Annotated in this window: 11 protein-coding genes; 7 read left to right on the top strand and 4 right to left on the bottom strand. The window is 55.1% G+C overall.

The features are described 5' to 3' along the window. Nucleotides 1–5: 5 nt before the first annotated feature. Nucleotides 6–1,574, bottom strand: a complete 1,569-nt coding sequence (gene ahpF / locus ACR8BF_RS06735) for an alkyl hydroperoxide reductase subunit F (RefSeq protein WP_313700414.1) — start codon at nt 1,572–1,574, stop codon at nt 6–8. 71 nt (nt 1,575–1,645) lie between these two features. Then, nucleotides 1,646–2,209: an alkyl hydroperoxide reductase subunit C gene (ahpC, locus tag ACR8BF_RS06730; protein ID WP_090959470.1), complete on the bottom strand. Its 564-nt coding sequence runs from the start codon at nt 2,207–2,209 to the stop codon at nt 1,646–1,648. Nucleotides 2,210–2,444: 235 nt separating this feature from the next. On the opposite strand from ahpC, the gene ACR8BF_RS06725 reads away from it, so the two are divergent. Then, nucleotides 2,445–2,900: a GNAT family N-acetyltransferase gene (locus ACR8BF_RS06725; protein ID WP_292992150.1), complete on the top strand. Its 456-nt coding sequence runs from the start codon at nt 2,445–2,447 to the stop codon at nt 2,898–2,900. On the opposite strand, the gene apbC is transcribed toward ACR8BF_RS06725, so the two are convergent. Next, complete coding sequence (apbC, locus tag ACR8BF_RS06720; RefSeq protein WP_314984450.1) at nt 2,897–4,009, bottom strand: iron-sulfur cluster carrier protein ApbC; 1,113 nt, start codon at nt 4,007–4,009, stop codon at nt 2,897–2,899. The two genes, ACR8BF_RS06725 and apbC, sit on opposite strands and share 4 nt — an antisense overlap. 176 nt (nt 4,010–4,185) lie before the next feature. On the opposite strand from apbC, the gene metG reads away from it, so the two are divergent. From metG to sanA, 6 genes are all read left to right on the top strand, one after another. Beyond that, nucleotides 4,186–6,219 carry a methionine--tRNA ligase gene (gene metG, locus ACR8BF_RS06715; protein WP_434745751.1) on the top strand — a complete coding sequence of 678 codons (2,034 nt, stop codon included), beginning with the start codon at nt 4,186–4,188 and terminating at the stop codon, nt 6,217–6,219. Between the two features lie 226 nt (nt 6,220–6,445). Next, entirely contained in the window at nt 6,446–6,838 is a 393-nt protein-coding gene (locus tag ACR8BF_RS06710) for a CidA/LrgA family protein (protein WP_434745750.1), read from the top strand. Next, nucleotides 6,831–7,523, top strand: a complete 693-nt coding sequence (locus ACR8BF_RS06705) for a CidB/LrgB family autolysis modulator (RefSeq protein WP_179895278.1) — start codon at nt 6,831–6,833, stop codon at nt 7,521–7,523. Before ACR8BF_RS06710 ends, ACR8BF_RS06705 begins: the two co-directional genes overlap by 8 nt. A 120-nt stretch (nt 7,524–7,643) precedes the next feature. Continuing rightward, a complete protein-coding gene (cdd, locus tag ACR8BF_RS06700; RefSeq protein ID WP_434745749.1) occupies nt 7,644–8,534 on the top strand; it encodes a cytidine deaminase in 891 nt (296 codons plus the stop codon). Between the two features lie 269 nt (nt 8,535–8,803). After that, the gene (locus ACR8BF_RS06695) at nt 8,804–10,501 is read left to right on the top strand and encodes an NAD-dependent malic enzyme (RefSeq protein WP_292992148.1); all 1,698 of its coding nucleotides are present in this window, start codon (nt 8,804–8,806) and stop codon (nt 10,499–10,501) included. 134 nt (nt 10,502–10,635) lie between these two features. Further along, nucleotides 10,636–11,355, top strand: a complete 720-nt coding sequence (gene sanA / locus ACR8BF_RS06690) for an outer membrane permeability protein SanA (protein ID WP_179895275.1) — start codon at nt 10,636–10,638, stop codon at nt 11,353–11,355. A 143-nt stretch (nt 11,356–11,498) separates the two neighbouring features. Here the strand turns inward: sanA and mglC are convergent, their stop codons facing one another. Beyond that, nucleotides 11,499–12,509: a galactose/methyl galactoside ABC transporter permease MglC gene (gene mglC / locus ACR8BF_RS06685; RefSeq protein ID WP_090959445.1), complete on the bottom strand. Its 1,011-nt coding sequence runs from the start codon at nt 12,507–12,509 to the stop codon at nt 11,499–11,501. Nucleotides 12,510–12,512 lie beyond the last annotated feature (3 nt).

The following is a 12,512-nucleotide window of genomic DNA, read 5'->3' as shown; positions in this document are numbered from 1 at the left end:
GAAAGTTATTCAGCCGATTGAGTACGAATCAGATAGTCAAAAGCACTCAGTGAGGCTTTTGCACCTTCGCCGCTGGCGATGATGATCTGCTTGTACGGCACGGTGGTGCAGTCGCCCGCTGCGAACACGCCTTTCAGGCTGGTTTCGCATTTACCATCGATGATAATCTCACCCATTTTGTTGCGCTCAACGGCGCCTTCCAGCCATGGGGTGTTTGGCAGCAGACCGATCTGAACGAAGATACCGGAGAGCGGCAGCTCATGGGTGGTCTGCGTGGTACGGTCGATATAGTGCAGGCCGGTCACTTTAGTACCGTCGCCTTTCACTTCGGTGGTCTGCGCGTTCAGGATCACATCCACGTTCTTCAGGCTGCGCAGTTTATCCTGCAGCACCTGGTCGGCACGCATCTCACCGGCAAACTCCAGCAGCGTAACGTGTTCAACGATACCGGCCAGGTCAATGGCCGCTTCCACGCCGGAGTTACCGCCGCCGATCACTGCTGTGCGCTTGCCTTTAAACAGCGGGCCATCACAGTGCGGGCAGTAGGTGACGCCTTTGGTGCGATACTCTTCTTCACCCGGCACACCCATGTTACGCCAGCGTGCGCCAGTCGCCAGGATGATACTGCGTGATTTCAGCACTGCGCCGGAGGCGGTTTCGATGGCGTGCAGTCCGCCCTCTTTCGCAGCCGGGATTAATTTGATGGCACTCTGGCTTTCAATGACATCCACGTTGTAATCATCAACGTGTGCGCGCAGTGAACCCGCCAGTTTTGCGCCTTCGGTTTTTGGGACGGAGATATAGTTTTCAATATCCACCGTGTCCAGCACCTGGCCGCCAAAACGTTCGCCCATCAGACCAGTACGGATGCCCTTACGCGCTGAGTAGATGGCTGCCGCTGCGCCCGCCGGGCCGCTGCCGATAATCAGAACTTCATAGGCGTCACGCTTGTTCAGCTCTTCTGCTGCACGTTTGTCCGCGTTGGTATCCACTTTACTGACGATTTCCGCCAGGCTCATGCGGCCCTGACCAAACTCTTTACCGTTGAGGTAAACCGCTGGCACACCCATCACGTTACGTTCCTGAATCTCGTTCTGGAACAAACCACCGTCGATAGCGGTGTGGCTGATGCGCGGGTTAATCACCGCCATCAGGTTCAGCGCCTGGACGACATCAGGACAGTTATGGCATGAAAGTGAATAGTAAGTTTCGAAATGGAAGTCACTGTCCAGCGCGGCAATCTGATCAAGCAGGCTCTGTGCTTCTTTCGACGGATGCCCACCAGTCTGTAACAGTGCCAGCACCAGTGAGGTAAATTCGTGACCCAGAGGTGAACCGGCGAAACGCGGGCCGCTGTTCGAACCTGGGTTGGTGATCAGAAATGAGGGCTTACGCACCTGACGATCGTTCTCTTCGCGGAAGCTGACTTTGTCAGACAAACCGGCGATATCAACCAACAGTTCACGGATCTCGGTTGATTTTGCACCTTCGTCCAGCGTGGCAATCAACTCAACAGGTTTGGTTAATTTCTCAAGGTAGGCCTTGAGCTGAGTTTTCAAATTTGTGTCGAGCATAGTGATATCCTGGTCAAAAAATCGGGTGCCGCAGCACCCGATTGGAGAATGATCGAAAGAGCGAAGCGGATTTAGATTTTGCCAACCAGGTCCAGAGACGGAGCCAGTGTTGCATCACCTTCTTTCCATTTAGCCGGGCACACTTCACCTGGGTGAGATGCCACGTACTGAGCCGCTTTCACTTTGCGCAGCAGGTCAGAGGCGTCACGGCCAATGCCTTCAGCAGTGATTTCGATTGCCTGGATAACGCCTTCCGGGTCAACGATGAACGTACCACGGTCAGCCAGACCTTCGTCTTCACGCATGATTTCGAAGTTACGGGTCAGCGCGCCAGTCGGGTCACCGATCATCGTGTATTTGATCTTCGCGATGGTGTCTGAAGAACCGTGCCAGGCTTTGTGGGTAAAGTGGGTGTCGGTAGAAACGGAGTAGATATCTACGCCCAGTTTCTGGAACTCTTCGTAGTGGTCAGCCACGTCGCCCAGTTCGGTCGGGCAGACGAAAGTGAAGTCAGCTGGATAGAAGAAGAACACACTCCATTTACCTTCAACGTCTTTCTCGGTTACGTCGATGAATTCACCGTTTTTGAATGCTGCGTTTTTGAACGGCTTAATTTTGGTATTGATAATAGACATCTGGTGGCCTCCGTTAAAATATGTGATGCAGGTTACATAATTTTCGGGCCAACATCTAATACGCGGACGTTATCAATCTGATAAACGAAAGCTATCAAACGCTGAGAGCCTTATGCTCTCTGGCCCGGCAGGCAGTGTACAGCGATTTACGTGACATTTAACCCGCTTTATCTTTTCACGCGTCTCTGCGAATCGCTGCTAGTTTTGTAAGACCGGATTAAAAGGGAGCTGACCTGTGAAGATTCGTCCGTTTACGGAAGCCGATCGTCCTTTCCTGCGTACGCTGTTTCTGGCGGCGCGACGACACAACTGGCGCTGGCTGGATGGCAGTGAGTGGCAGCTGGAAGATTTTGATGGGGTCATCCTCGGGGAAACCGTGCTGGTCGCGGAAGCTGATGGGCAGCGGGTCGGCTTTGCGGGCCTGCTGAAGAACGATAACTTCCTGCACAGCCTCTATGTCGATCCTGACTGGCAGGGTCGCGGTGTGGGCAGCGCGTTGCTGGAGGCGGTAGAAACGCACTTTACTTCAACCGGGGCGCTTAAGTGCCTGCAGAAGAACAAAGCGGCGCAGGCATTTTATCTGAAGCATGGCTGGAAGATGATTTCACAGGGCGAAGGCGAGCATGGCGGTTACGTGTTGATGCATTACCCGCTGGCCTCACAATACGCCAGCGGGTCGGGTCGGGCTTAAAGCGCGCGGAAGGCGATATCACCAGGGATAACATCGCCCTGCCAGTAAAGCTGGGCCGCGACGCGTCCGGCCAGCTGTCGATACAGCGCGGTAAACTCGCTATCGGGCCGGCGAATAACCGTTGGTTCCCCTTCATCCAGGTCTTCGCGCAGGTCAATGTGCAGCGGCAACTGGGCCAGCAGTTGCGTATGGTAATCCTCCACCAGTTTCTGCGCGCCGCCGGTGCCAAAAATGGGTTCGTGGAAGCCACACTGACTGCAGATATGCAGGCTCATGTTTTCCACCACGCCCAGCACTGGCACATTGACCTTTTCGAACATCACCAGGCCCTTGCGGGCATCAATCAGGGCGATGTCCTGCGGCGTGGTCACCACCAGCGCGCCGGTCACCGGCACATTCTGCGCCAGCGTCAGCTGAATGTCGCCGGTACCGGGCGGCATATCCAGCACCAGATAATCCAGCTCCGGCCACAGCGTCTCATTCAGCAACTGCATTAGCGCCTTGCTGGCCATCGGCCCGCGCCACACCATCGCATTGTCATCCGTGACCAGATAACCGATGGAGTTAGTTGCCAGCCCGTGCGCCATGATCGGCGCCATATGGGTGCCATCCGGTGAGGTTGGCCGTTGATCCTGAGTGCCAAGCATGTTCGGCACAGACGGACCATAAATATCCGCGTCGAGAATGCCGACCCGCGCGCCCTCGGCTGCCAGCGCCAGCGCCATATTCACGGCGGTGCTGGATTTACCCACGCCGCCTTTGCCGGAGCTGACCGCAATAATGTTTTTAACGCCATTAACGCCCGGCTGGTTTTTCACCCGCTTCAGGGTTGCGATATCGTGACTGAGTCGCCAGTCGATGGCGCGTGCGCCAGTCTGACGCAGCAGTTCGGCGCTGACCTGCTCTTTCAGGACGTCAAACCCGCTGGCCCACGCAAACGGCATCAGCAGTTCAACATGCAGCGTACCATCAAGCTGCGCCACGTGATGCAGCGCTTTCAGCGCGGTGAGATTTTGTTTAAGGGTCGGATGCTCAAAGCTTTTCAATGCGCCCGCTACGATGGCGCGCAGGCCCTCTGGCGTGTGCGGTTCCCGGGATTGTGCTGTCATCCCCTGCTCCTTATTTCGGCTGTGCTTACGCTGTGTTTCAGCGATGTAATGTCAATGATATCAGATGCTCGTGGATCTGCGGCGACTGGCGGGGTGAATCCCTTGTGTTTACGCAGGTGAAGCCTTCAGTTACCATCTAAGCCCGTTTTTTCAATCAACAGAAAGCTACGCAAACTATGACTCAAGTCGCTAAAAAAATTCTGGTAACGTGCGCACTGCCTTATGCGAACGGATCAATCCATCTCGGCCACATGCTCGAGCATATCCAGGCCGACATTTGGGTGCGTTATCAGCGAATGCGTGGCAATCAGGTTTATTTCATCTGTGCGGATGATGCGCACGGCACGCCTATCATGCTGAAAGCTCAGCAGTTGGGCATTGCGCCAGAGCAGATGATTGCAGAAATGAAAAGCGAACATGAAGCCGACTTTGCCGGTTTCAACGTCAGCTATGACAACTATCACTCGACGCACGGCGAAGAAAACCGTGAGCTGTCAGCGCTGATTTACGGCCGCCTGAAAGAGAACGGTTTTATTAAAAACCGCACTATTTCCCAGCTTTACGACCCGGAAAAAGGGATGTTCCTGCCGGACCGTTTTGTGAAAGGCACCTGCCCGAAATGTAAATCTGCCGATCAGTATGGCGATAACTGCGAAGTGTGTGGCGCGACCTACAGCCCGACCGAGCTGATTGAGCCGAAATCTGTGGTCTCTGGTGCGACGCCAGTACTGCGCGACTCTGAGCACTTCTTCTTTGATCTGCCGTCCTTCAGCGCCATGCTGCAGGCCTGGACCCGTTCCGGTGCGCTGCAGGATCAGGTGGCGAACAAAATGCAGGAGTGGTTTGAGTCGGGCCTGCAGCAGTGGGATATCTCCCGCGACGCCCCCTACTTCGGCTTTGAAATTCCGGACGCGCCAGGCAAATATTTCTACGTCTGGCTGGATGCGCCTATCGGCTACATGGGCTCATTCAGGAACCTGTGCGACAAGCGCGGCGACATCGACTTCGACGAATTCTGGCGTAAAGATTCCACGACCGAGCTGTATCACTTCATCGGGAAAGATATCGTCTATTTCCATAGCCTGTTCTGGCCAGCGATGCTGGAAGGCAGCAACTTCCGCAAGCCAAACAACCTGTTTGTACACGGCTATGTCACCGTTAACGGTGCCAAGATGTCGAAGTCGCGCGGCACCTTTATTAAAGCGAGCACCTGGCTACAGCATCTGGATGCCGACAGCCTGCGTTACTACTACGCGGCGAAACTCTCTTCACGTATTGATGATATCGACCTGAATCTGGAAGATTTCGTCCAGCGTGTTAATGCCGACATCGTCAACAAAGTGGTTAACCTGGCGTCACGTAACGCGGGCTTCATCGCCAAACGCTTTGACGGCAAACTGGCGGCAGATCTGGCCGATCCGGCGCTCTATCAGACCTTCGTGGAGGCGTCTGAGAAGATTGGTGACGCCTGGGCAGCGCGCGAATACAGCCGTGCTATCCGTGAAATCATGGCGCTGGCCGACCTGGCGAACCGTTATGTGGATGAGCAGGCTCCGTGGGTGGTGGCGAAGCAGGAAGGCCGTGATGCCGATCTGCAGGCGATCTGCTCAATGGGCATTAACCTGTTCCGCATTCTGATGACCTGGCTGAAGCCGGTGCTGCCGTCCCTGAGCGCCCGTGCAGAAGGCTTCCTGAACTGTGAACTGAGCTGGGATGCCATTGCGCAGCCGCTGCTGGATCATCAGGTTGCGCCGTTCAAAGCGCTCTACAGCCGCATTGAAATGGCGAAGGTTGAGGGACTGATCGAGGCCTCGAAAGAGGATGCTGCCGCAGCGAGTGCACCAGCCGTAACCGGTCCGCTGGCCGATGCGCCGGTCGGTGAGACCATCACCATCGACGATTTCGCCAAAGTTGATATGCGCGTCGCGCTGATCGAGCAGGCGGAACTGGTTGAAGGTTCAGACAAGCTGCTGCGTCTGCAGCTCGACCTGGGCGGTGAAAAGCGTCAGATCTTCTCGGGCATCCGCGCCGCCTATCCTGACCCCTCCGTGCTGGTCGGTAAAATGACCATCATCGTGGCCAACCTGGCGCCGCGCAAAATGCGCTTCGGTATCTCCGAAGGTATGGTGTTGTCAGCGGGTCCGGGCGGAAAAGATCTGTTTGTGCTGTCCGTCGACAGCGGTGCTGTGCCGGGTATGCCGGTTAAGTAATCGCTGCACCCGGCGGCTGAAACAGCTTAGCGCAGTGCCGTTCTGAAGCCCTTCGCGCCTTTTCTCTGGCGCGAAGGGTTACCTTTCCCTCCTCAGCCTCCCCTCAGTCCAGCTTCGTTTACTGACAAGCTGCGCGTGGTCCTGCCACATCATCCCATAAATGTGATCGCTAGCACGCTAAGGGGTTAATGCGTATGATGAAGCTCAGTGAAAACAGGAGCCTGCCATGCTCACCGTGCTGTCTGTCTGCGGACGTTATCTTCGCGCCTTTATCATCATTTATCTCTGCTTATACGCCGGTGTCGGCATCGCTTCGCTGCTGCCCATTAAACTGCCCGGCAGCATCCTTGGGATGCTCATTCTGTTCGCCCTGCTTGCCTCGCAGATCCTGCCGGTCAGTTGGGTGAAACCGGGCTGCCATCTGCTGATTCGCTATATGGCGCTGCTGTTTGTGCCAATAAGCGTCGGGGTAATGAGCTACACCGATATTCTGACCGCCCAGTTTGGCCCCATCGTCGTCTCCTGCGTCGTCAGCACCCTGCTGGTCCTCTCCATTGTTGGCGTAAGCGCCCACCAGCTTCACAGCCGCCGTCCGGCCGGAGAGTCAGCCGATGAGTGAAATGTGGTGGTCACTGCCACTGACGCTGGTGGCCTTTTTTCTGGCGCGCAAGCTGGCGATACGGCTCAAAATCTCGCTGCTTAATCCGCTGCTGGTGGCGATGGCAATTATTATCCCAATCCTGCTGCTGTTGCAGTTGCCCTACTCGCGCTATTTCGCGGGCAGTGAGATTCTCAATCAGCTACTGCAACCGGCCGTGGTCGCCCTGGCACTGCCGCTCTATGAGCAAATGCATCAGATCCGCGCCCGCTGGAAGTCGATTATTGGCGTCTGCTTCATCGGCAGCCTGACTGCCATGACGTCAGGTACCGCAATCGCCCTGTGGATGGGTGCCACGCCTGAAATTGCCGCGACTATCGTGCCTAAATCCGTTACCACGCCCATTGCGATGGCCGTTTCCGGTTCGCTGCACGGCATTCCCGCCATCAGCGCCATCTGCGTGCTGATTGCCGGGGTTCTGGGTGCGGTATTCGGCCACACGGTGCTGAACCTGCTGGGCGTAAAATCTAAAGCGGCGCGCGGACTGGCGATTGGTAATGCGTCACATGCCCTCGGCACGGCGCGCGCTGCCGAACTCGATTATCAGGAAGGCGCTTTCAGCTCACTGGCGCTGGTGATCTGCGGCATCATCACCTCACTGCTGGCGCCGTTTATTTTTCCGCTAATGATGCACTGGTTTGGCTGAAAGTTTGCGAGAGATCTCGCAAAGTTGAAACATGCAACACAGGTTACATTGTCAGAGCGATGTGGATCACATATAAACCGGTGACTGGCACATCGCCCTGCTGAATTTAATGAGGCTCACATGCAATCCCGTTTCCTCTCCGCTTTTGAGGCATTGCCGTCAACGCTGCAAACTGCACTTGCTCCCCTGCTGAACGATCCTGGCTTCCATGCGGTGCTGAGCGCAGACCAGGTCGCCTCACTGCAACAACAGACCCAAATGGATGCCGATGCGCTGGCGCTGTCACTGCTGCCTCTGGCGGCGTCCTGTGCCGTTGCTACCGTATCGCATTTTAACGTCGGGGCGATTGCCCGTGGCGTCAGCGGTAACTGGTACTTCGGCGCTAACATGGAATTTGTCGGCACGCCGATGCAGCAGACGGTTCACGCTGAGCAAAGCGCCATTACCCATGCGTGGCTGCGTGGCGAACGCCAGCTTGAGACTATCACCGTTAACTACACACCGTGCGGTCACTGCCGTCAGTTTATGAACGAGCTGAACAGCGGCACCCGCATTCGTATCAGCCTGCCACAACGTGCGATCAGCACCCTGGCCGATTATCTGCCGGATGCCTTTGGACCCCGCGATCTCGGCATCACCACTTTCCTGATGGACAAGGTCGATCACGGTTATGTGGCCGAGGGCGATGAACTGATACAAGCCGCCGTTGCCGCCGCCAATGCCAGCCACGCACCCTATAGCCAGTCCCATGCCGGTGTCGCACTGCTGACCACGGATGGAGAGATTGTCGCCGGTCGCTATGCGGAAAACGCGGCGTTTAACCCGAGCTTCCCGCCCTTGCAGGCGGCGCTGGTCCTGCTGAACATGCAGGGCGGCGATGCCCGGCAGATAAAAAAAGCGGTATTAGCGGAAGTGGAAAATGCCACATTAAGCCAGTTCGCCGCCACGCAGGCGACGCTTGCGACATTTGGTTGCGGTGAGCTGCTGCAGGTAACGCTGTACAAAGCATAACCCGCTGTCAGAGAGGCCACAGTTTTGTGAGCTTTTATGAACAAACGCTGTACTTCTGTGGGAAATTTCATAGGATCTGGCGCCAGAATTCACGTCATCACAAATTACTCTGAATAATTCAGCTTGCAGGATGGCAGCACGGTCGTGAATGTTTCCGCAGCTGTTACCCTGCCGCTGCCGGGCCTGCAGTCTGAGCTATAACGGGTAAGAAAACTGGCGCTACCTTTCCGGCGTGACGCCAGACAACACTGCAACCGGAGCATCACTACATGGAACTCGACTACGAAAGTAAACGCCCGCTGTATATCCCTTATGCTGGCCCGATTTTGCTGGAATTTCCCCTGCTGAACAAAGGCAGCGCCTTTAGCATCGAAGAACGTAACGAATTCAACCTCAACGGCCTGCTGCCAGAAGCGGTGGAATCGATCGAAGAGCAGGCGCAGCGTGCCTGGCGTCAGTTTCAGGACTTCAAAAACAATAACGATAAGCATGTCTACCTGCGCAACATTCAGGACACCAACGAAACGCTGTTCTACCGCCTGCTGGATAACCATCTCGAAGAGATGATGCCAATTATCTACACCCCGACCGTCGGCGCAGCCTGCGAACACTTCTCTGAAATTTACCGTCGTGCACGTGGCGTCTTCATCTCCTACCCTAACCGCGCTCACATCGAAGATATGCTGCAAAACGCCACCAAGCAGAATGTGAAAGTAATAGTGGTAACCGATGGCGAGCGTATCCTGGGTCTGGGTGATCAGGGCATCGGTGGCATGGGCATCCCGATCGGTAAGCTTTCACTTTATACCGCCTGTGGCGGCATCAGCCCGGCGTATACGCTGCCAGTCGTGCTGGATGTCGGTACTAATAACCAGCAGTTGCTGAACGATCCGCTCTACATGGGCTGGCGTCATCCGCGCATTACCGGCGAAGAGTATGATGAGTTCGTGAACGAATTTATTCAGGCTGTTAAGCGCCGCTGGCCGAAAGTGCTGTTGCAGTTCGAAGATTTTGCCCAGAAGAATGCCATGCCGCTGCTGAACCGCTATCGCGACGAAGTGTGCTGCTTTAACGATGATATTCAGGGTACCGCTGCCGTAACCGTGGGTACGCTGATTGCCGCCAGCCGTGCGGCCGGAAGCCGACTGTGCGAGCAGAGAGTCGTGTTCCTGGGTGCCGGTTCTGCAGGGTGTGGTATCGCTGAACAAATTATCGCGCAGATGAAATCAGAAGGTCTGAGTGATGATGAAGCCCGTGGCCGGGTGATGATGGTGGATCGCTTTGGTCTGCTGACGGACAAGCTGCCTAACCTGCTCGATTTCCAGAGCAAGCTGGTGCAGAAAAGCGAAAATCTGCAGCAGTGGGATATCACCAATGATTCCATTTCGCTGCTGGACGTCGTGCGCAATGCGAAGCCCGATATTCTGATTGGTGTTTCTGGCCAGCCGGGTCTGTTCACCGAAGAAATTATCCGCGAGATGCACAAGCACTGTAAACGCCCTATCGTGATGCCACTGTCGAACCCGACCTCACGTGTGGAAGCGACGCCGGCTGATATCATTGCCTGGACTGACGGAGCCGCGCTGGTCGCAACCGGTAGCCCATTCTCACCGGTGAGCTGGAACGGTAAAACCTATCCGATTGCACAGTGTAATAACTCCTACATCTTCCCGGGCATTGGTCTGGGTGTGATTGCATCGGGTGCCAGCCGCGTTACCGATACCATGCTGATGACGGCCAGCCGCGCGCTCGCTGACTGCTCACCGCTGGTGAATGAAGGCGAAGGCCCGGTGCTGCCTGAGATCAAAGATATTCAGGGCGTGTCGAAAATCATCGCGATGGAAGTGGGTAAAGCCGCTCAGCTGGCGGGTGTCGCCGTAGTGACCTCAGAAGATGTGTTGTCACAGGCTATCGCCAATAACTTCTGGCTACCGCAGTATCGTCACTATCGTCGTACCTCGATTTAATCGTCAGACTGCCGGATCCCTTTGATCCGGCAGTGTTCAAAAAGAGCACAGCCAGCCGGCAGTAGCTTGCTTCGCTGCGACAGCTCAAGTAGCCTTGTCCCATCTCAACATTCTGACATCGAGTTTCCAGGCGCATGCTGAAACGCGTTCTCATTGGTCTGCTTTTCATCATCTTACTGATGATGGCAACCGCGCTCGGCCTTGATCGCTGGATCAGCTGGAAAACTGCGCCTTTTATCTACGAAAATGTCGCTTCTTTGCCCCATCGTCAGGTCGGTGTGGTGCTGGGTACGGCTAAATATTATCGTACTGGCGTCATCAATCAGTATTACCTCTATCGTATGCAGGGCGCACTGAATGCCTACAACAGCGGCAAGGTGAACTATCTGCTGCTGAGCGGTGATAATGCCCAACAGAGCTATAACGAACCGATGACCATGCGCCGCGACCTGATCAAAGCGGGCGTCGATCCGGCCGATATCGTGCTGGATTATGCCGGGTTCCGCACGCTGGATTCGATTGTGCGCACCCGCAAGGTGTTTGATACCAATGATTTCATTATTATCACCCAGCGTTTTCATTGTGAGCGCGCGCTGTTTATCGCCTTACAGCTGGGTATTCAGGCGCAGTGTTATGCCGTGCCCTCCCCGAAAAACATGCTTAGCGTGCGTTTCCGCGAAGTGGGTGCCCGACTGGGCGCGCTGGCGGACCTTTTCCTGCTTAAGCGCGAACCCCGTTTCTTAGGGCCGCTGGTGCCGATTCCTGCCGTACATGATGTTCCTGAAGATGCGCAGAGTTACCCTGCTGTGACGCCAGAGCAGTTGCTGGAGCTGGAACAGAAGCTGCGGAAATAACTCAGTGATAGTGCCTGATTAGGCCTTAGCGTCATTGCAATCTGATCGTGTTCCCTTCGCAACCTCAATCTCAAAGCAACGCGCCCGGCACTCGCCCATAAAAAAAGCGACCCGAAGGTCGCTTCTTAAGCGTTGAATCAGACTTACTTCTTACGTGAATATTTCAGTGAATCCAGCGCAACGGCGAAGATGATGATGCCGCCCTTAATGATGTACTGCCAGTAAGGGTTGACGCCGATATAGGTCAGACCGTAGTTGATAACGGTGAAGATTAATACACCGGTCACAACGCCTGCCACACTACCCACACCCCCGGCGAAGGAGACGCCGCCGACCACACAGGCCGCAATCGCATCCAGCTCATACATAAAGCCGAGGTTGTTGGTCGCCGAACCGATACGACCCGCTTCCAGCATCCCGCCGAAGGCATAGAACACACCTGACAACGCATAGATCAGGATCAGGTTCAGGTTCACATTGACGCCAGACACTTTCGCCGCTTCCGGGTTACCACCGATAGCAAAAATGTTTTTGCCGAAGCGGGTTTTGTTCCACAGCACCCAGACGAAAATGATGGCAATCACAGCGTAGAACGTGATGAACGAAAGTTTGAAATCACCAAAGCGTAAGAAGCCCTGAGTAAATTTCGAGAACCCTGCATCAAAACCGGCAATCGGTGATGCACCAACAAAGTCATAATAGAGTGAGTTGATACCGTAAACGATAATCATGGTGCCCAGCGTGGTGATAAATGGCGTTACCTTCAGGTAAGCAATAATCACACCGTTGACCAGACCAATCACACCGCCGATGATGCACACGGTCAGAATAACCAGTGGAATCGGCACCGTATCCAGCGTCGGGAAGACTTTGTTCGCGTTATCCATCGCCTGCAGCAGCGTTGCAGCTACTACAGCGGCCAGACCAACCTGACGTCCGGCTGACAGGTCTGTACCCTGGGTCACAATCAGACCCGCCACACCCAGTGCAATAATAATGCGCACCGAAGATTGGGTCAGAATATTACTCAGGTTCATTAAACTTAAGAATGATGGGTCCTGGAAAATAATAATAGCCAGCAATACCAGCAGGACGACATAAATGCCGCCCTCTTTTAACCAGGTTAGCGCATTCTTTTTTGTAGTCGCTTTCATGTT

The sequence above is a fragment of the Candidatus Pantoea rara genome, assembly GCF_051136265.1.
Taxonomy (GTDB): Bacteria; Pseudomonadota; Gammaproteobacteria; order Enterobacterales; family Enterobacteriaceae; genus Pantoea; species Pantoea rara.
This window is presented reverse-complemented; position numbering and strand designations above follow the sequence as displayed.